Below are 17,467 nucleotides of genomic sequence, written 5' to 3' on the forward strand. Positions count from 1 at the left end.
GTGATCGTCGCCGACGACGTCTCGGGCGGGCTTCGCCGCCAGATCTTCTTCTGGTTGGCGACGGCCGTGTTGCTGGCGCTGTTCCTCTACATCTTCTCGGGCATCCTCCTGCCGTTCGTGGCCGGCATGGTGCTCGCCTATTTCCTCGACCCGGTCGCCGACTGGCTGCAGCGGCTCGGCCTTTCGCGCCTCATGGCGACGGTGGTGATCCTGATCGCCTTCATCGTCGTTGTGGTGCTGGCTTTCGTCATCCTGGTGCCGGTGCTGGCGACCCAGATGGCCGATTTCGCCCGCAAGCTCCCGGAATATCTCACCCGCCTGCAGTCGCTGATCACCAGTTTCGACCCGAAATGGCTGGAGCAGCGCTTCGGCGTCAACGCCGCCGGCCTGCGCGAAGGGCTGAATTCGCTCTTGACCTCCGGCTTCAGCCTGCTCACCACCGTCTTCACCTCGATCTGGAGCTCGGGCGTGGCGCTGGTCTCGGTGGTGAGCCTGTTCGTCGTCACCCCGGTCGTTGCCTTCTACATGCTGCTCGACTGGGACCGTATGGTGGCCGAGGTCGATGGCTGGGTGCCGCGCGACCATGTCGAGACGGTGCGTGCGCTTGCCCGCGACATCAACACCGCCACCGCAGGCTTCGTGCGCGGGCAGGGCACGCTCTGCCTGGTGCTCGGCGCCATGTACGCGACCGGACTGACGCTGACCGGCTTGAACTTCGCCATCCTCATCGGCTTCTTCGCCGGGCTGATCTCCTTCATTCCCTATGTCGGTTCCTTGACCGGACTGGTGCTCGCCGTAGGCGTGGCCTTCGTCCAGTTCTGGCCGGACTGGACCATGGTCGTTGCGGTCGCCTGCGTGTTCTTCGTCGGCCAGTTCATCGAGGGCAACATCCTGCAGCCGCGGCTGGTCGGAAAGAGCGTCGGCCTGCATCCGGTATGGCTGATGTTCGCGCTTTTCGCCTTCGGCGCGCTGTTCGGCTTCGTGGGCCTTTTGATCGCCGTACCGGCCTCGGCGGCGATTGCGGTCCTGGTCCGCTTCGCCATCGCCCGCTATCTCGAATCGCCGCTTTACCAGGGCCACGCCGCCGAGCCCGTGCCGCCATTGCCGGCCGATCGCGGCGGCGGCCACCGCTCGACGCAGGGCTGAAATGGCTGCTCAGCCAGCAGATACGCCGCGCCAGCTGCCGCTCGATCTCGGCCACGGCACCGGCTATTCGCGCGACGAGCTCGTCGTCTCGGGCACCAATGCGCAAGCGGCATCGCTGATCGACCGCTGGCCGGACTGGCCGTCACCGGTCGTGGTGCTGGCCGGGCCGCCCGGCTCAGGCAAGACGCATCTCGCCCGGATCTGGCAGGATAGGGCGCATGCCGTCGCCATCGATTCCGGCCGGATCGGCGACCACATAGCCGGTCTCGGCAGCAAGCCGGTGCTCGTCGACGACATCGACAAGGCGGCGATCGACGAGCCAGGCCTGTTCCACCTGATCAACGCCGTGCGCGGCGCGGGCTCGACGCTGCTGCTCACGGCGCGGCGTTTCCCCTCAGCCTGGCGCGTCGCGCTGCCGGATCTCGTTTCGCGGTTGAAGGCGGCAGCGACGATCGAGATCCACGAGCCCGACGATCTGCTGCTCGCCGGCGTCATCACGAAGCTCTTCGCCGACCGTCAGGTCGAGGTCGAGCCGCATGTGGTGCAATATCTGGTGCGCCGCATCGAGCGCTCGCTCGGCACCGCCATGCGCGTCGTCGAGCGACTCGACCGCGCAGCCCTCGAGCGCAAGACGCCGATCACCCGTGCGCTCGCGGCCGAGACCGTCAGCGCCATGGATGAGGGGCAGGGCGAGTTCGATATCTGATGTTGAACTGCCCGCGCGACGTTAGAGTGGCTGTCCCATTCCGGAACAGTCTTTCCGGCATCGCTCTTGCAACGCAGACAGTGCCGGCTGACCCCGGCCCCGATCGCGTTTCAGATCGGGTTGTAGGCTCGCCGGGCTCGAGGTGTTGGGGTTCTCGCCCGGCGGGTTTACCGTTCTAGCGGCACGAAATGGGCTAGGTCCGCGTACCCTTGAGCCTGTCCCGCAGCCTTCGCCATTTTCGCCGCCACCATGGTTTGGGTTTGCGCGGGACCAGCACCATCTTGCCGTCGATAACGGCGTCATCCACCCAGTCATGCACCTGCATGCGCCAGCTGGCCGAGACGCGGGCAAGCAGGGGAAGCGGATCGTCACCGTCGATCCGCACCAGTTCCGGATCCTTCAGCACGAGGTGGAAATCGAAACCCTGGGCGATGAGCGCGCGCAGGAAGACGATCTGCCGGCCCATGCGATGGAAGTCGGTGCCCTCGCCATTGACCATCGTGCGGGCGCCGATCCACTGATGGAGGCGGGCGCCTCTTAGTGTTTCGGCGGGCGGGCGGAAGGAAACCTGTTGGCGCCCGTCTTCGATGCGGCTTGTCGGTGTCAGCGGATAACAGAAATCGAGCGGCGCGCGGATCGGCACCCTGATGCTGGCGCTGGCAAGCGCGGCCTCGGTCGCGCCGCGCCGGAGGCAGATCGCGCTATCGGCCATAAATCCCAGTCCCGCCAGCGCGTCGAGCAGCAACTTGCCGCCACCCATGGCGAAGGCTGCATTGACGCGGTCATTTATGACGGGAGACCACAGGTCGCGCGGCACCCATGTCAACCGTCGCTTGGCGCCATCCACGACGACGATGATGTCGGTATTGGCGTCCCAATTGTCCCTGTCGAGGATCGCTACGACCACCGCTGCCAAGGTGAGATCCCCTCTGGCCGGAATGCAAGGACGCCGAGACCGGCTCGGTTCTGTCTAGGAAGGAAGCGATGGTCGGAGTGGCGTGATTCGAACACGCGACCCCCTGATCCCAAATCAGGTGCGCTACCAGGCTGCGCTACACTCCGACATCCCGCGGCGTATAGGGGGCGCGCGCCTGGAAGGCAACACAAAAACGGAGGTCGAAAGTGACCGTTCAGCTCAGCGCTTCTGGCCGGCGATCTTCCTGGCGATCGCGGCGCCCTGGATTATTGCGTTGGCAAAGCAGCCGCGAATGCTCGGCCGCATGCCGGTGAACCAGAGTCCAGGGAGCTTCGGATCATTCGCGGCGCCGTTGAACAGCGGCACGCCCTTGGCGTCGAGCACGCCAAGCCCACCCAGCATCGTCTCCAGCCCGGTGCGATAGCCGGTGGCCGCAATGACGATATCCGGCGCGATCGTCTGGCCGTTGTCGAGCACGACGCCATCGGGCCTGAATTCGCGCAATTGCGGCACGACGATGATGCGCCCGGCCTTGATGGCTTCGACCGCGCCGTCATCCGCGGCGATCGCCGTATAGTCGGAACCGAGCCGGCTGGCCCCGCCCGCCGGGGCAGGCGGCAGGCCGTATTTCGTCAGATCGCCGAACACAAGACGCTGCGTTGCCGCCATGGCCGCGTCAGCGAGCCTTGTCGGTAGGCTGGCCATGAGCGGCGATATGCGGTGCACGGCGATCTTGGCAATGCGTTTGGGCAGCAGGGAAGGTCCGTTGCGCGCCGCAAGCCACATCTGGCCTGTCTCGACATGGGAAAGATGGTTGAGCGCGTCGAAACCGGAATTGCCGGCGCCGACCACCAGCACCTTCTTGCCGGCATAGTCGCTTGCCTTGCCGAAATCGGCGGAGTGGATGATCGATCCCGAAAAATCCTCCATGCCCTTCCAGGCCGGAATGAAGGGTTGCCGGTCGCGCCCGGTGGCGATCACCACGGACCGCGCCGCCATCAAACCCGTATTTGTGCGCAGCAGCCAGTGGTCGTCGCGAAATTCGATTTCGTCGACCTTGACGCCGAAGGAGATCGGCAGCCGGTGCGTTTTGGCGAAATCGTTGAGATGGCGGATGACGGCGCTTCGATGCGGGAAAGCCGGCGTCCCTGCCGGATAGGAAACGCCGGGCAATGAGGAGAGGTCGCGATGCGTGTTAAGATGCAGGTTGTCGTGACGGCGATGCCAGGGCTCGGCCAGCCGCCCCTCGCGCTCCAGGATTTGCACCGTCACGCCGGCCCTGGCCAGCGCATGCGCGGCGGCAAGCCCCGCGGCGCCTGCGCCGATGACAATCGTGCCGTCCAGTATCGCTGGCTCGCCGACCCCCGACGGCAAGACTTTCGCTTCCGCGCCCATTCGTGTCTTTATCGTCGTCATCATGCCTTCAAGTGGCACGATCATGTATCTGACATATGCCGCCTACCCGCCAAAACGAATAGGTGGCTGTTGCAAAAACCGCCGGCATTGTGTCGCGGGTTTTACAAATGCTGGCTAATGAACCGGGTCGGCGTGGCGATGCACCAGCTTGAAGGCGCCATCCTCCAGCCGGAACACTTCCGTCACCCGCAAGGTCATCTCGGTCGACTCGCCGTTTCTGCCCATGCGGGTTTTGGCATGCTGCAAGCCGGTCCAGAAGGCCAGATCGCCGCTCGCTGAAGCCTGCAGCACCTCGAGGTCGGTGCTGCCGCCCTTGTGGAAGCTCGCAGCATCGCGCTCGTAGCGACCCGCAACCGCCTCGGCGCCTTCGAGATGGTCGCCGCGCGGCGAAAAGAATCTCGCCGGCCCGGCATGGGTGACGATCGCCTTCAGCGAGGTGGCATCGCCGTTGACATAGTCCTCCGCGATCTTCTCGCGCTCCTTCATGAAGGCATCGAAGGACGAGCCGCCGGGATGCACCCTCCTGATCCAGCTTTCCAGGCCGGCCATGAAGGTCTGGAGAAAGGCTGCGGTGTCGGCATTGGTAACGGCGCCCTTGTCGTCGAGCAGCTGCGCGACATTGCCAATATAGGCCTCCGGCTGCTGCATGACCGGCATGTCGAGGAAGACGAAGGTCTGCCGAAGCGCCTGGTTGGAACCGAAGGCGCCGATCTTGCTCGGGCTGACGCTGACGACCCCGGCGGGCAGGCCTTTGAACACGCTCTTGCCCGGCGGACGCGAGCCGACATCGAGCGCATTCTTCAGACAGCCCGGGATCGAGCGGTTGTATTCCGGGGTGACGAACAGCACCGCGTCGCATTCGCGTATCGCCGCGCGGAAGGTCGACCACGCCGCCGGCGGGCTGTCGCCGTCCAGATCCTCGTTGTAGAGCGGCAGCTCGCCGATCTCGACGAAGCGGCAGCGCACCGAATCCGGCGCGCGGGCGGCTAGCGCCTTGGCGATCTTGCGGCTGAAGGATTGGGCACGCAGGCTGCCGACAAGCACGGCGAGCTGCAGGACGGCATGTTCGGTTGCATCGGTCATGGCGAAACGTCCGTTTTGGTGGTGGCTCACAGGGAAGGCCGGCACGGCCCGGCCGACGTTTCGATAATGTCGGCAGCGGAGCGAGGTTCCCCGCGCCGTCGCGGGAGCCCCTCGGCGCTTGCGGCCTTGCCGCCGCGGTGATTGCACAGTAATGACGGGTTGGCGTGAGATTTCAGGCTCCCGACGGATCCTGGAAATAGCGCTGAACAACGGGCCCGGTCTTCGGGCGACAAAGAGGTGGTCATGTCCGCGCGCATTTTCAGTCCAGCCAAAACCGCGATGCAGTCCGGCAAGGCCAAGACCGGGTATTGGGTGCTGGAATTCGACCCCGCCCAGCGCAAGAAGATCGACCCGCTGATGGGCTACACCAGCTCGGGTGACATGCTGAGCCAGGTGAAGCTCACCTTCGACACGAAGGAAGAGGCGATCGCCTATGCCGAGAAGGAAAAGATCGCCTACCGCGTCGAAGAGCCGAAGGAAGCCAAGCGCCGGCAGATTTCCTATTCGGACAATTTCCGCTATGACCGCAGGACGCCTTGGACGCACTGACTCTATTATTGCGTCGCCTCGGCATAACATCAGCCGGCCCGGCCGGCCGACGGTCCCGTAGCTCAGCTGGATAGAGCACCGGCCTTCTAAGCCGATGGTCGCAGGTTCGAATCCTGCCGGGATCGCCAGTTGGGCAATTCTTGTCGATTGCAAATGTACGCGTGTTGCTTACATGAGATTGACTCGTGTACGCTATCTGCTTACGTGAGGCATGATCAAGTCATTCAAGAGCAAAGCGCTGGCCGATTTGTTCGAGACCGGGAAAACCGGGAAGATCGACGTCAAGATGCATAAGCGCATCCTGGTCAGGCTTGATCGCCTTGAGGCATCCGAGCGGCCGGAAGATATGAACCTGCCGGGGTTTGATTTTCACGCGCTGAGAGGCTTCGACCCGACCCGCTATACGGTTCACGTGAACGGCCCGTGGTGCATTACATTTGAATTCGACGGCGAAGACGCCGCCCGCGTCGATTTCGAGCAGTATCATTGAGGCGGACAGACTGGGGAAGTTTGATTGATGAGCGAGCACAAGCCGAAGCGTCCGATTGAGCGTTGCCCGTCCCACCCGGGAGCGCTGCTTGAGGACATCATCCCGGCGACTGGAAAGACCAAGGTGGAAATTGCCAGGCTGCTCGGAATCTCCCGACAGCAGCTCTACGATATCACCCGCGAACGGAAGCCGGTATCGCCGGCCGTTGCGGCTCGGCTTGGAAAAATGTTCGGCGACGGCGCTGCAGTCTGGCTTCGCATGCAGGCAGCCCATGATGCCTGGCACGCCGAACGGGAAGTGGATGTGAGCGCTATACCGACTTTGCACGCGGCTTAGAAGTTTGCTCGGCGGTCCCGTAGCTCAGTTGTAAAGAGCATCGGTCTTCTAAGCCGATGGTCGCAGGTTCGAATCCTGCCGGGATCGCCAGTTTTGTTCAATGGCTTACGGAATCCGGTTGACTCTGGATTTAAACTTTCGCCAAGAGATCTGCCACGAAATCCACGAACGCCCGCACCTTGGCGGTGCGGTATTGTCGCGAAGGGTAGATCGCGTGGAGCGGGAAGAGTTCGTCCCGCCAGTCGGGGAACAGCTCGATCAGCCGCCCGTCGCGCACCTGCTCGCGCGTCGCGAATTCCAGGACCTGCGCGATACCGGCGCCAGCAAGGCAGGCGTTGAGCATGGTCGGCGCGTCCGAAGTCATCAGCCTGGTCTCGACGCTGACCGGCAGCACCTCGTTGCCGCGGCGAAATTCCCACTCATAGGCGCGGCCATGCGCGGCATCCCAGAAGTCGATGGCGTCGTGGTCGGGCAGATCGGAGGGGCACTGCGGGCGGCCCCGGCGCTCGATGTAAGCGGGAGCGGCGACGGTGAGTATGCGCGTCTCAAACAACTTGCGCGCGGTGAGCGAGCCGGACGGCGGATCGCCGAAGCGCAAGGCGAGATCGAACCCGTCGGCCACCAGGTCGCCCACCGCGTCGCGCATGATGAGTTCCAGGCGCAATTCCGGATATAGGGACAGAAACCGGCCGGCATGCCCGGCCAACACCAGTTGCGAGAAGAACGGGTCGACATTGACGCGCAGCCTGCCGCGAACCACCAAAGTGGCACCTGTGGCCTCTACCGCCGCTTCCTCGATGCCGTCGAGGTGAGGGCCGACCCGCTCGTAGAAGCGTCGCCCTTCGTCGGTCAGGTGCATGGTGCGCGTCGTGCGGTCGAGGAGCCGCACCCCGATACGGGCCTCCAGCCGCTGGACGGCGCGGCCTACGCCCGAGGCGGTCATGCCGAGCGCGTCTGCGGCCCGCGCCATTGAGCCTGCTTCGACCACCGCCATCAGGACCGTCACGCCGGACAGCAATCTTCCGTCATAAGGCATGTGTCATTCCCAACCTGAAGTCCGGATTATGATGACATATCGGCGCTGGAATCAGCAAGAAAAGGGTGGGACAAGGCCGGCCACCGATTTCCGCTGGCCTGGTTCCTGTTCCGTCGGCCGCGATCCCGATCAACCAGAACGATCCGAAAGGCATAATCATGTTCGCTGTTACAGCAATCACCGGCCGCGTGGGCAGCGCCGTAGCCGAAACGCTGCTCAAGTCCGGGCGCAAGGTTCGCGCCGTTATTCGCGACCAGGCCAAGGCCGCGCCCTGGCTTGCCAGGGGCTGCGAGATTGCGATTGCGGATCTCGGCAATGCCGGGCCGCTCGCCGAGGCGCTTTCGGGCGTCGAGGGCGCATTCATCCTGTTGCCGCCGGTCTATGATGCCGAATCCGGGTTCCCGGACGTGCTGCCGAAGATCGCCGTCATCCGCGAGGCGCTGCACAGGGCGTTGCCGCCCAAGGTCGTCGTGCTGTCGACGATTGGCGCAGATGCCGCGGAGCCCAACCTGCTCAACGTGTTGCGCCTGTTGGAAGAGGCGCTCGCCGATCTGCCCGTGGCCGTGACGTTCCTGCGTGCCGCCTGGTTCATGGAAAATGCCCAGTGGGATCTCGCCGCGGCGCGCGAGGGCGTCATCGACAGCTACCTCCAGCCGCTCGACCGACCGGTCGCGATGGTCGCTGCCGCCGATGTCGGCAGGACCGCTGCGGAACTTCTGCTGGAGGATTGGAGCGGCCACCGGGTGATCGAACTGGAAGCGCAACACAGAGTGTCGCCGAACCAGATCGCCGCGGCCTTCGGCAAGGCCCTCGGCCGCAGGGTGGAGGCGCGTACCGTCCCACGCGAACGCTGGGAGACGATCTTCCGCGACCAAGGCATGCGCCATCCCGCCATGCGCATGCGCATGCTCGACGGCTTCAATGAGGGCTGGATCGATTTTCGCGAGCCGAACGCCCTAAGACGGCAAGGAAGGATTGGCATCGAGGAGGCGATCGCCAAAATCGCCGGGGCGGCTTGCCGTACCTGACAACTGCCGACTTAAAACGACCACCTATCCCGCTGGCGCCATAGGTCCATGGGAGTTCGCCACAAGCGATACCAGCCGGCTCTCCTTATCTGCTCCGCAATTGGAGCGTCACCGTACATCTCGAAGAATTGCAGCACGCGCGGACTGGCAAAAGCTTTCTTTCCGCGGGTGTTGTAGTCGCTGACCGGAAGGTGGTGTCGGCTGACAGCCAGCTCATTTCGGGAGAGCGCAACACCGATGCAGAACTGCTCCGGTGCATCGGTATTGGTCAGTTCGCGTACAGCCAGCATCGCGGCATAGGCCTCGGTCAAGGCGCTGATGCTGGCCCGATGAATGCCAAGGATTCCGCTTTGCCACATCGGTTCGTCGCCCGTCAGAGTGTAGTCTCCGATCTTGACGCCTTTGCCTGAGAGAACCGGATAACGCCGATGCCGGCCCTCACACTTGCGCATGAAAGAGCGTATCGGGGTAATTTGCCGAAATCCTCTGGTCGGATCGAGATAAGGGTAGTGGTCGGAGTCCATGAAGATGAGGCGGTCCGCCCGATTCAGGATTTCGATCAGGCACGCAGCCTTGATTCCGAAATGATAGCGCCAGCCGAAAGACATCAGCTCTTTCTGGCCGGCCGTTATGGTCATCGTCTCGACGGGGTATGGACGAAAGAGTTCGGGCCTGTCTGTTGCGACGATTATTTTGGCATGAGGGCAATGGTACAAAAGCTTAAGTGCGCTTAGCAGCGCGCCAAAATGATAAACCTCATTATCGCCATAGGCGACATAGCCAAAAACGTCGTTCATTCGATCATTTGGGAGAAGTGTCTGGGATGCTCCCACTACCAACACGCGCAAATCCAATCCACCCAAAAGTTCCCATGGAGGAGCTAGGTTTGGTGGATCGATCCCTTGCGCCGGTACAAAGTTTATTGGTTGATGCGTCGATCGGGTCCACGTCGCACGAGCGTTGGGGAGGTATCTGGAATGTCGGGGCTTTCCAAATGGCTGAGGGACCTGCGTTCCAAATTGCCGGAACACGTCAAGGTCGGCCGTCACACTTACGGCGTGACATGGCGAAAGGTCCTGTTTCCCGCAAAGGACGCTCCGCTGGAAATCGGCGCCTTCTGCTCGGTCGCCGGTCAAGTGCTTTTCATTTGCTCTGGCCAGCATCCAACTGAGAGTGCAACCTCGTTTCCGATTTACAGCCGGTTGCTGAAGCAGCCCGAGCCGGTCGCAAATGCCGGCAGGCCAGGCGGCATTGCCGTCGGCAATGATGTCTGGATCGGCAACGGCGCGATGATCTTGCCGGGTGTGGAAATCGGCGACGGTGCTGTCGTCGGGGCAGGGGCGGTGGTCACGAAGAGCGTGCCGCCTTACGCGATCGTCGGCGGGTCACCGGCAAGGTTGATCAGATACCGCTTTTCGCAGGACGTCATCTCGAAACTGCTCGCCATCCGGTGGTGGCATTGGGACGACGAGAAGATCAAAGCCGAGGCGGCCGCGCTGACCGGCCCGATTGAGACTTTTATCGAGAGGCATTCTGTGGCAGGCACCGCGACGAAATGACGGGCAGCGGTTAGCGGAACGATGAAGTCGTGTTTCTTCCTGGCGACGGATGCCGACTACTTTCCGTATGCCTGCCTGACAGTGCGCCGGATACTGGATGTCTCTGCACCGATCGACGGCTTTCTGCTTTACACCGGTGCGAGCGAAACGGATCTTGAAGTCGCCAGCCGCCTGTTGGAAGGCAGGGTTGAGCTGGTCGATGTCACGGACTTCATGACGAATTTCGGCTTCCGTTTCGGAACCTACAGCATTGCCGCTTACGTTCGGCTTTTCGCCGACCGGTTTCCGTTCTTCGAGCCATATGATCGCATCGCATACACAGACTGCGACGTTCTCTTCAATCGAGACATCAATGACCTGGCTGGACAACCGCTGCGCGCCCCTCTGCTCGCCGCGCATGACGACTATATGTATTTCAGGCCTTCTTACCGGCAAAGGCTCAAGCTGGCGCCCGGTGCGCCATACTTCAATTCCGGTGTCGTTGTCTTCGATATGAACGCCGTTCGCGAGAGTGCCCTGTTGGAGCAGACGCGAAAGACCGCCGTCGAAGGTCAGATGAACGACCAGAACGCTCTCAACATCGCCTTCGAGGGCAAATGGCAGACGATGCACCCGAACTGGAATTTGCAATCGCTGGGGACAAGGGAATTTCGCTTCTCCCAGGCCTGGGCCAGGCATTTCGCCGGCGGCAAGCCGTGGGGCAACCAGGTCGGGGTCGAGCTGGAAGCGCTCAGCATCTGGCGCGACCTGGCAAAGGACACGCCCTGGCGTAGGCCGTTCGAGCAGCGCATACCTTTCGAGCGCGGCGTGATGAAGCGCTTCTTCCGCCGTTTCGACGCCGTCGCCGGTCTTTTCGGCAAGGATATCCAGCGCCGCCGCGCCAGATATGACGGCGCGAAAATGCATCAGATCTACGCCCGGCAGGCTGAAGAAGGCGCACTGGCGGTCCAGTTCCCGGAAGTGATTGGTGGCTTTGCCTGATCCGGCCGCGCGCCCGATTGGCCCCGCGCCATTGTGGATAATAACCGCCCGTTTACCATGTCCCTGTGCTCGCGTTGCGGCCTGCCGGCCGACTCGCCGAAATGCAACGGCCTGAACCCGTCAGGCAACCCCGAAGCCAGGCGGCCGGCGTTTTCATGTATTCCCACGGGACGCGTGCTTGAACGCGTTCCAAGTATGCGTCGGCCGTCACTGCATTAAAAACGCAAGCCCGCCGCGGCAATGGGAAACCGCGACGGGCTCGGTGGCGCCGCTCATAGGGCGCCGTGGGAAAATCGGGGCTACGCCAGCAGGCCGGCGACCTTGGCAGCCTTGCGCAACGTCTTGCGGGCCTCCACCGGGCTGCGCAGGCCATCGAGCGCGTCGCGGCAGACACGGCTCGCCGAGCGCCAGGTGCGGTCGCGCGCCTGTCTGGGCCAGCGCTGGTCAAGACATTCCATGGCCTCGAAGCAACTCGAAACCTTGCGCTGGCCGTTTGGTTGGAAATCGATCACGACTGGCTCGGAAAACCAGACATCGTTCATCACTTCCTCCGTTCTTATGATCGTCTTTTGAGCAAGCAATCGGCGCCGAACGACGCCCGATGCGGCTCCGCGATTGCGGACCCGCGCGTTAACCAAATTCCCGGCGTTAGGTTCCGAAGAATTTCAAGCCCAGGCATTCCAGGCAAGGTGCGAGCGGTTAAGCTCCGGCAGCTTCGCTGTAGCTCCTCTCCGGAATTGTGTAAAAACAAAGAGATAGAGCGATCCCTCGTTCTGCGAAATGATGAAACGCTCTAGGACAAGCCCCATCCGGACGGGGGTCAAGTGTCGGCCCATCGGTGCTGATGCTTTTATGGCTTCACTAGGCGGGCCTATGGAGCGCCGAGGTCCGCCATGCTCTATTCCACCAGCACATGCGCCTCGCGCGCGGCGACGATGAAGGCCTCCCTGGCGTTGTCCGCCGCAACGTCGCCGCGCATCGCCCGGCGGCAGGCGCGCAGTGCCGCGCCATGCAGCGCACTGCCGGCATCACGCCATTGGCCGGTCAGCAGTTCGATGGCCTGCTCGGCGTTGGATATATGGCGGATCGAGCCCGAGACCCCGACGGCGACTTCGACCGGCCTGGAAAACCATCCCTGGATCATCGCTGAAACCTCCCGAAGTATCGGATCACGATATATTTTATCGTGGAGTTGCGCCGCGAAACGTCAACTTAACGTGAAGTCGTTCCATGAAGGCGGCGCAGGCTCCTCATCTTCCAAGCGGCTTCCGCGAAAGCTCGATCAGTTCCGCCTCGTCGGTGATGCCCGCCATGTAATTGGCGATGATGCGCGAGGCGCGCGCCTCCTTCTGCTCGGCAGTCTCGCCTTCGAAATTGCCGTTTTTGTAGACACGGCGAAGCATGGCCGTCTCATCGGGATTGAACGTGTTGCGTACGATGGACATGGCTTCCTCCTCCAGCCCGGCCCCTCTTGCCCGGCTAATAATAGCACGCTTCGAGACTGGGAGTGAGTCGCGGCAAGATCATGGCCGAGGGTCTCTTCAGCCAAGTACGCGGGTTGCTGTGCTTCCTTGCCTGCAACTGGCTGTTGTTTGCCAGCCTCGTTATATTCTTGCCGAACGAGCGCTACGCTGATACGCATTAGCAGCGCGGAATTTTTCCGAGTCTGCATTGACTTGAGCCCAGAAAAACGCCGCGCGTTCTGTCCGAGACCAGTGACCCCGACGTGGTGGCAACCGGGTTTGCGAAGGGGTTCTGGTCGAAAAGAAGCAGGGCAGGTCCCGTGTCCAAACCGGGGCAGGCTCATCAACGCTCTGGAACTCTGAAGCCATTGCCCCCGTGGCCTTCGGAAGAGCTTGAACCATGGGGAAATCGATGGTTACCAAGAAACTTACCGCCAACGCAGAAAGCGCGGCAGCCTTTCTTGCGGTGATGGGCAACGAGAAGCGTTTGCTCATCATGAACTACCTCGCCGAGGGCGAACTCTCGGTCGGCGTGCTCGCCGACAAGGTCGAACTCAGCCAGTCAGCGCTGTCGCAACACCTGGCCAAACTGCGCAGGTTTGGCCTGGTCGAAACCCGCCGCGATCGTCAGATGGTCTATTATTCCTGCAAGTCTTCGGCAGCGCGCGAGCTTCTGGCGCTGCTCGATGGTCTGCTGGCCACGGAAAAGCCGCTTGCCGGACCGGCAAGACAGGCTTTAGTCGAGAGAATGCGGCGGCCGCAAGCTGCCTGAACGGACCGCCACGCACGGACGAGGCCGGGGGGCCTTCGTCCGCCGCGGCGCCCCGATGGCGCGGATGCAAAGAGACGGCAATCGGGGGGCTCTACCGCAGGCGTCTCGTCCCTTCGCCGAAGTCTTACGAATTCTTAATTTAGCGGCCACACGTCTGCCAGGAACGCGTTCGAAACGGGAACCCTGTCAAACGGAGCCGCACAGCATGGCCGTCGCTAGTACCTACACGTCCGCCCAGAAGTTTCTTCACTGGACGTTGTTCGTCCTTGTCGTCCTGCTCTACGCCCTGACCTACGGCGACGCCTTCTATGCCCGCGGGGAGCCGGCGGTAGCATTCTTCTGGCGATTGCACATCTCGTTCGGCCTTCTGTTGGCCGCTCTCGTGTTTTGGAGGGTGGTGCTGCGCAGCCTTCGGGGCGCGCCTGACCTTCCATCGGAAATGTCCACTGCCGAGCGGGCCGCGGCGAAGATCGGGCATTTCATCCTTTATGCCCTGCTGATCGCCATTCCGGTCCTCGGCATTTTGTTGACCTGGTTCCAAGGCGACGCGCTGAGCTTCTTCGGCCTGTTCACGATTCCCGCGCCCTTCGCTCCGGACAGGACGACCGCGCGGACCATTCGCGAGATTCATTCGCTATGCGCGAATGGCATACTGATCGTGGCCGGCCTGCACGCCTTGGCTGCGCTCTATCACCACCTGATTCGCCGGGACGCGATCCTGACCAGAATGCTGCCGGGAAATCGCTAGCCACCGGGGCTCCGTGCTGCGGCGGACAGGCCTTGGTCGTGCCGGTGCCCCATCACTTTTGATTGAAGGGCACTGCGCCGGCGGCCGAGAATGTTTGCAAGGCTATGATAATATGTCTCTTTTGCCGGCGCCGCTCGATCCTGCCGGCGCGAAGATTACGGATTTGTAAGTCGCCCGGCCGGGCGCTGTTGGCTAAATTCCGAGCCGATCCACACCCCCGGATCATCACGGCGCCGAACTTCCACTTCGGCCCGTAAGAGGCTCGCCGCTCCCGGCGGGCCTCTTCGTTTTGAGGTCCCGTGCCTTGCTGCGTCGACCAAGGGCGATCATCGGTTTGATATCGCCGGAAGGTTCCCATGGCAGGTTCGGCCGCGTTTCGGTCAGGTTTGTCTGGGTTTCAGCGTGCGGCGCGCTGCCTTGTGACGACGCTGCGAACGACGAGTACCAGCACGGTGATGATGATCAGGATCACCGAGAGTGCCGCGATCGCCGGGTCGATATTGTCGCGCAGGCCCATCCACATCAGGCGGGGCAGGGTGATGGCGTTGACCGAGGTAATGAACAGCGTCACGCCGATCTCTTCCCAGGAGAGCACGAAGGAGAGCAGCGCCGCGGTGACGATGCCGAATTTGATGTTGGGCATGATGACACGCGTCGCGCGTTCCCACACGGTTGCGCCAAGCCCGCGCGCGGCAAGGTCGATACGGCGGTCGAGTTGGCTGAGCGAAACGAGGATCAGCACCGTCGCGAATGGCACCGTCATCACCGAATGCGCCATGGCGACGCCCAGCCAGGTGTCGTAGCCGAAGAACGAGGTGAGGCCGGAGACCGAGGTGAGCAGGAAATAGAGCGTCACCGCCGAGACCACCGGCGGCACCACCATCGGCAACAGCACGAAGCCGACAAGGGCGGCGGTGAAGCGCGGCTGGAACATCCAGACACCAAGGCTGAAGGTGAGGGCAAGCGCGGTGGAAAGGATGCTGCTCACGATGCCGATTCGGAGCGACAGCAGGATCGAATCCAGCCAGCGCGGATCCTCGATCAGCGAGCGGTAGTGGCGCAGCGACAATTCGCCCGTCGGCATGGTCAGCATGCGACTCGGCGTCAGCGACACCGGGATGACCGCAAGCAGCGGCATCAGCAGGAACAGCGCCACCAGCACGGCGAGGATCAGCGAAACGGGACCGGGACGGTAGGTCGGCATCGCGCTACACCAGTTGCTTCGGTTTGACGTAGCGGAACAGGAGCGCCATCAACGCGCCGACGAACACCACCAGCACCACGCTGATCGCCGCACCCAGCCCCCAATCGGGACTCTGGAAGATGCGCAGATAGATCAGCTCCGCGATCATCACGCTGCGGCCGCCGCCGAGGATCGCCGGCGTGACGAAGAAGCCGAGCGAGAAGACGAAGGTGATCAGGGCCGAGCCGATGATGCCGGAGCGCGTCATCGGCACGAACACCGTCCAGAAGGTGCGCATGCGGCTGGAGCCAAGCCCGCGCGCCGCGAGCAGCACGCGCTCGTCCAGGCTGCGCATGGCGGACGCCAGCGGGAACACCGCGAAGGGAATGAGGAAATGCGACATGCCGACGATGACGCCGAATTCGTTGCGAACCAAAGTCAGCGGCTCGGAGATGAAGCCGATCGATTGCAGCCAGGTGTTGATCAGGCCGCGGTTGGACAGCAGCGCCACCCAGCCGAAGGCGCGCGTCAGCACCGAGATCCAGAACGGCACCAGGATGCAGAATTCGGCGAGCACGCGCTGCACCGGGCTGCCGCGCACCCACACCACGGTGATGGCATAGGCGGCGGTGACCGAGACCACGGTGACGATCGCCGCGATGCGCAGCGTGCGGATGAACACCGACTGCACCAGATCGTCGGTGAGCAAGGCGTGGTATTGGCCGAGCCCGGGCGTCGGCAGGGTAAAACTCCACTTCACCACGCCGAGGAACGGCCAGGCATAAGCAAGGATCAGGAACAGGAGCAACGGCGCCATCAACAGCGCCGCGCCCATCCTGTCGGAGAGGGGTCCTCTCATCGCCAAGTAGCTCTCGGCCCGTCAGGCCGAGATGATCTTGGTGTATTCGTCGAGTGCTGCGCCGTAATTCTTGGCGTACCACTCCATGTCGAGCGGGATCTGCTTCGACATGTTCGCCGGATCGACCGGGTTGATGCGCTTCTTGTCGGCCGGGATCAGCGCGTCTGCGGCCGGGTTGGCCGGGCCCTGTCCAAGCTTGTCGAACATCACCAGTTCCTTTTGCGGATCCTGCGTGCTGGCGATGAACTTCATCGCTGCTTCCTTGCCGCCTGGGTTGTTCTTCAGGACCGCCAGCGCGCCGGGCGATATCAGGCCCTGGTCCCAGATGAACTTGATCTGGCCGCCAGAGTCCTGCTCGATCAGCGAGGCGCGTGTCGACCAGACGATCGCCATAGAGGCCTCGCCGTTGAGCAGCACGCTCTGGCTCTCGGCGCCGCCGCCCCAATAGGAGACGACGTTTTCCTTAAAGGCGGCGATCTTGTCATGCGCTCGCTTGAGGTCGAGCGGATAGAGCGAGGCGGGAGCGACGCCGTCGGCGAGAAGGGCGGCTTCCCAGCTCGACACGCCCCATTTGTAGAGCGAGCGCTTGCCGGGGAATTTCTTGACGTCGAAGAAGTCGGCCATGCCTGTCGGCGCGTTGGAGCCGAATTTCTGCGAGTCGTAGGCGATCACATAGGAGAAGAAATAGGTGGACGCCGCATATTCCCAGCCAAAGCCCGGCCGCATCTTGCTCTTGTCGACGATCTTGTAGTCGATCGGCTCGAGCATGCCCTGGCCGCCGAGCGTGATGGCCGAAAACGGATCGACGTCGACGAGGTCCCAGGTCGGCGCGCCGCTCTTGAACTGCGCGGCGATCGCGCCTTCGGTCGGGCCCGAACCGTCCATCTTGACCGGGATGCCGGTTTCCTTGGTGAAGGCCTGGCCGTAAGCGGCGTCGTAGGCGGTGATGGCGTCGCCGCCCCAGTTCACCAGCACCAGCCCCTTGGTCTCGGCTTGAGCGCCGGTCGAGCGCAAAAGCATGGGCGAGCCGGCGAGCACCAGCCCCGCGAGCTGCGCGAACTGGCGGCGCGAGATCTCGCCGCGCTTGGTCCGCTCGGCGAGGGATTCGATCGTCTGTTTCTTCGTATCGTTCATGTCAGTTCCCCTTGTTGTCGTTGATCTGAACCGGATGCCGATGCGGCGAGTTCAGCCGCAGC

The 17,467-nt window shown here is 62.9% G+C and carries 21 protein-coding genes and 3 tRNA genes; 12 read left to right on the plus strand and 12 right to left on the minus strand.

Going from position 1 to position 17,467, the window contains the following annotated elements; genetic code table 11:
- Together ACVMIM_RS16330 and hdaA are read left to right on the plus strand one after the other, a co-directional pair.
- Positions 1-1,146, plus strand: a complete 1,146-nt coding sequence (locus ACVMIM_RS16330; RefSeq protein WP_476113217.1) for an AI-2E family transporter — start codon at positions 1-3, stop codon at positions 1,144-1,146.
- Position 1,147: 1 nt separating this feature from the next.
- The gene (gene hdaA / locus ACVMIM_RS16335) at positions 1,148-1,852 is read left to right on the plus strand and encodes a DnaA regulatory inactivator HdaA (protein ID WP_278050982.1); all 705 of its coding nucleotides are present in this window, start codon (positions 1,148-1,150) and stop codon (positions 1,850-1,852) included.
- 193 nt (positions 1,853-2,045) lie between these two features.
- Here hdaA and ACVMIM_RS16340 read toward each other — a convergent pair whose 3' ends face one another.
- From ACVMIM_RS16340 to ACVMIM_RS16355, 4 genes are all read right to left on the minus strand, one after another.
- On the minus strand, positions 2,046-2,768 hold the full coding sequence (locus tag ACVMIM_RS16340) for a hypothetical protein (RefSeq protein WP_476113218.1): 723 nt from the start codon (positions 2,766-2,768) through the stop codon (positions 2,046-2,048).
- 69 nt (positions 2,769-2,837) lie between these two features.
- A tRNA-Pro gene (locus tag ACVMIM_RS16345) sits at positions 2,838-2,914 on the minus strand.
- 73 nt (positions 2,915-2,987) lie between these two features.
- The gene (locus ACVMIM_RS16350; protein ID WP_476117254.1) at positions 2,988-4,163 is read right to left on the minus strand and encodes a flavin-containing monooxygenase; all 1,176 of its coding nucleotides are present in this window, start codon (positions 4,161-4,163) and stop codon (positions 2,988-2,990) included.
- Between the two features lie 135 nt (positions 4,164-4,298).
- Positions 4,299-5,267 carry an NAD(P)H-dependent oxidoreductase gene (locus tag ACVMIM_RS16355; RefSeq protein ID WP_476113220.1) on the minus strand — a complete coding sequence of 323 codons (969 nt, stop codon included), beginning with the start codon at positions 5,265-5,267 and terminating at the stop codon, positions 4,299-4,301.
- Between the two features lie 243 nt (positions 5,268-5,510).
- On the opposite strand from ACVMIM_RS16355, the gene ACVMIM_RS16360 reads away from it, so the two are divergent.
- From ACVMIM_RS16360 to ACVMIM_RS16380, 5 genes are all read left to right on the plus strand, one after another.
- Positions 5,511-5,816 carry an ETC complex I subunit gene (locus ACVMIM_RS16360; RefSeq protein WP_041001802.1) on the plus strand — a complete coding sequence of 102 codons (306 nt, stop codon included), beginning with the start codon at positions 5,511-5,513 and terminating at the stop codon, positions 5,814-5,816.
- Positions 5,817-5,867: 51 nt separating this feature from the next.
- A tRNA-Arg gene (locus ACVMIM_RS16365) sits at positions 5,868-5,944 on the plus strand.
- Between the two features lie 83 nt (positions 5,945-6,027).
- On the plus strand, positions 6,028-6,306 hold the full coding sequence (locus ACVMIM_RS16370; RefSeq protein WP_476113221.1) for a type II toxin-antitoxin system RelE/ParE family toxin: 279 nt from the start codon (positions 6,028-6,030) through the stop codon (positions 6,304-6,306).
- 27 nt (positions 6,307-6,333) lie between these two features.
- Positions 6,334-6,642, plus strand: coding sequence for a HigA family addiction module antitoxin (locus ACVMIM_RS16375; protein ID WP_476113223.1), 309 nt, complete (start codon positions 6,334-6,336; stop codon positions 6,640-6,642).
- Positions 6,643-6,655: 13 nt separating this feature from the next.
- Positions 6,656-6,732, plus strand: a tRNA-Arg gene (locus tag ACVMIM_RS16380).
- A 40-nt stretch (positions 6,733-6,772) separates the two neighbouring features.
- Here ACVMIM_RS16380 and ACVMIM_RS16385 read toward each other — a convergent pair.
- A complete protein-coding gene (locus tag ACVMIM_RS16385) occupies positions 6,773-7,678 on the minus strand; it encodes a LysR family transcriptional regulator (protein WP_476113224.1) in 906 nt (301 codons plus the stop codon).
- Positions 7,679-7,836: 158 nt separating this feature from the next.
- Here ACVMIM_RS16385 and ACVMIM_RS16390 point away from each other — a divergent pair, with 158 nt between their 5' ends.
- A complete protein-coding gene (locus tag ACVMIM_RS16390) occupies positions 7,837-8,706 on the plus strand; it encodes an NmrA family NAD(P)-binding protein (RefSeq protein ID WP_476113226.1) in 870 nt (289 codons plus the stop codon).
- An 11-nt stretch (positions 8,707-8,717) separates the two neighbouring features.
- On the opposite strand, the gene ACVMIM_RS16395 is transcribed toward ACVMIM_RS16390, so the two are convergent.
- Complete coding sequence (locus tag ACVMIM_RS16395; protein ID WP_476113228.1) at positions 8,718-9,503, minus strand: hypothetical protein; 786 nt, start codon at positions 9,501-9,503, stop codon at positions 8,718-8,720.
- A gap of 180 nt (positions 9,504-9,683) precedes the next feature.
- Here ACVMIM_RS16395 and ACVMIM_RS16400 point away from each other — a divergent pair, with 180 nt between their 5' ends.
- Together ACVMIM_RS16400 and ACVMIM_RS16405 are read left to right on the plus strand one after the other, a co-directional pair.
- A complete protein-coding gene (locus ACVMIM_RS16400) occupies positions 9,684-10,265 on the plus strand; it encodes a CatB-related O-acetyltransferase (protein WP_476113229.1) in 582 nt (193 codons plus the stop codon).
- Between the two features lie 21 nt (positions 10,266-10,286).
- The gene (locus ACVMIM_RS16405; RefSeq protein WP_476113231.1) at positions 10,287-11,246 is read left to right on the plus strand and encodes a glycosyltransferase family 8 protein; all 960 of its coding nucleotides are present in this window, start codon (positions 10,287-10,289) and stop codon (positions 11,244-11,246) included.
- Positions 11,247-11,545: 299 nt separating this feature from the next.
- On the opposite strand, the gene ACVMIM_RS16410 is transcribed toward ACVMIM_RS16405, so the two are convergent.
- From ACVMIM_RS16410 to ACVMIM_RS16420, 3 genes are all read right to left on the minus strand, one after another.
- The gene (locus ACVMIM_RS16410; protein WP_041001790.1) at positions 11,546-11,788 is read right to left on the minus strand and encodes a DUF982 domain-containing protein; all 243 of its coding nucleotides are present in this window, start codon (positions 11,786-11,788) and stop codon (positions 11,546-11,548) included.
- A 356-nt stretch (positions 11,789-12,144) separates the two neighbouring features.
- Positions 12,145-12,390, minus strand: a complete 246-nt coding sequence (locus ACVMIM_RS16415; protein WP_476113233.1) for a DUF982 domain-containing protein — start codon at positions 12,388-12,390, stop codon at positions 12,145-12,147.
- Between the two features lie 106 nt (positions 12,391-12,496).
- Complete coding sequence (locus tag ACVMIM_RS16420) at positions 12,497-12,691, minus strand: hypothetical protein (protein ID WP_476113235.1); 195 nt, start codon at positions 12,689-12,691, stop codon at positions 12,497-12,499.
- 430 nt (positions 12,692-13,121) lie between these two features.
- On the opposite strand from ACVMIM_RS16420, the gene ACVMIM_RS16425 reads away from it, so the two are divergent.
- Together ACVMIM_RS16425 and ACVMIM_RS16430 are read left to right on the plus strand one after the other, a co-directional pair.
- The gene (locus ACVMIM_RS16425) at positions 13,122-13,481 is read left to right on the plus strand and encodes an ArsR/SmtB family transcription factor (RefSeq protein WP_041001784.1); all 360 of its coding nucleotides are present in this window, start codon (positions 13,122-13,124) and stop codon (positions 13,479-13,481) included.
- Positions 13,482-13,686: 205 nt separating this feature from the next.
- Positions 13,687-14,229, plus strand: coding sequence for a cytochrome b (locus ACVMIM_RS16430; RefSeq protein WP_476117256.1), 543 nt, complete (start codon positions 13,687-13,689; stop codon positions 14,227-14,229).
- 397 nt (positions 14,230-14,626) lie between these two features.
- Here ACVMIM_RS16430 and ACVMIM_RS16435 read toward each other — a convergent pair whose 3' ends face one another.
- From ACVMIM_RS16435 to ACVMIM_RS16445, 3 genes are read right to left on the minus strand one after another with little or no spacing between them, the layout of a single operon-like run.
- Positions 14,627-15,433, minus strand: coding sequence for an ABC transporter permease (locus ACVMIM_RS16435; protein WP_476113237.1), 807 nt, complete (start codon positions 15,431-15,433; stop codon positions 14,627-14,629).
- 4 nt (positions 15,434-15,437) lie between these two features.
- The gene (locus ACVMIM_RS16440) at positions 15,438-16,271 is read right to left on the minus strand and encodes an ABC transporter permease (protein WP_140698522.1); all 834 of its coding nucleotides are present in this window, start codon (positions 16,269-16,271) and stop codon (positions 15,438-15,440) included.
- A 21-nt stretch (positions 16,272-16,292) separates the two neighbouring features.
- Positions 16,293-17,405 carry an ABC transporter substrate-binding protein gene (locus ACVMIM_RS16445; protein WP_476113238.1) on the minus strand — a complete coding sequence of 371 codons (1,113 nt, stop codon included), beginning with the start codon at positions 17,403-17,405 and terminating at the stop codon, positions 16,293-16,295.
- Between the last annotated feature and the right edge of the window lie 62 nt (positions 17,406-17,467).

Source organism: Mesorhizobium sp. USDA 4413, assembly GCF_056280365.1.